Below are 599 nucleotides of genomic sequence, written 5' to 3'. Positions count from 1 at the left end.
CGGACAAACGCACGCAACAGGCCGTGGTGATGAGCATTATCATCGTTGGGGAAGCCGCTACCAAGATCATGGATCAATACCCCGACTTCGCAACAGCTCATCCCCATATTCCTTGGAGAAGCATGCGCGGAATGCGAAACCGTATCGCGCATGGGTATTTTGATATAAATTTGGAAATCGTTTGGGGAACGGTTACGACCGCTTTACCTGAATTGGTAAGAAATATAGCCACCCCAACACCTTAATCGACAAAATGATGTCTGATAAAAAGAAAATTGATTTTACCATATTAAAACAAAATATAATTTCATTATTAGATGAAATTGATGACAAAGAGTCTCGGGTTTACATTCAGGAAGTTTTAGGTTTTGGCTTGGAATCCAAAGACACCACTTATAAAGCTATAGCAGAGCGTCATGGCGTCTCACCAAAAAAGGTTATGAGTGCATTTAAAAGCAGCTTAAGGTTATTGAGGTGCAAAATTCGATGGCCGAAGACTGATGCCGCAACATGGTTTTTCAATCAATGGTCTAGAGGCTTAGATCAGGATGACCTCGATTCTATATACCTTTGGGTAGCAAGAGACTTAAAACCAAAGC

2 protein-coding genes are annotated in these 599 nt (G+C 41.4%); both read left to right on the top strand.

Going from position 1 to position 599, the window contains the following annotated elements; translation table 11 throughout:
- Positions 1-245, top strand: a 245-nt coding sequence (locus tag VZ95_RS23455) for a HepT-like ribonuclease domain-containing protein (protein ID WP_084627947.1), incomplete at its 5' end; no start/stop codon positions are given.
- 8 nt (positions 246-253) lie between these two features.
- Positions 254-599 (top strand): hypothetical protein (locus tag VZ95_RS24570; RefSeq protein WP_156995450.1); only part of this gene is annotated, 346 nt, incomplete at its 3' end.

The sequence above is a fragment of the Elstera litoralis genome (assembly GCF_000963705.1).
Classification (GTDB): Bacteria; Pseudomonadota; Alphaproteobacteria; order Elsterales; family Elsteraceae; genus Elstera; species Elstera litoralis.
The sequence above is the reverse complement of the archived record's forward strand: the minus strand, read 5'-3'. Positions and strand labels throughout refer to the sequence as shown.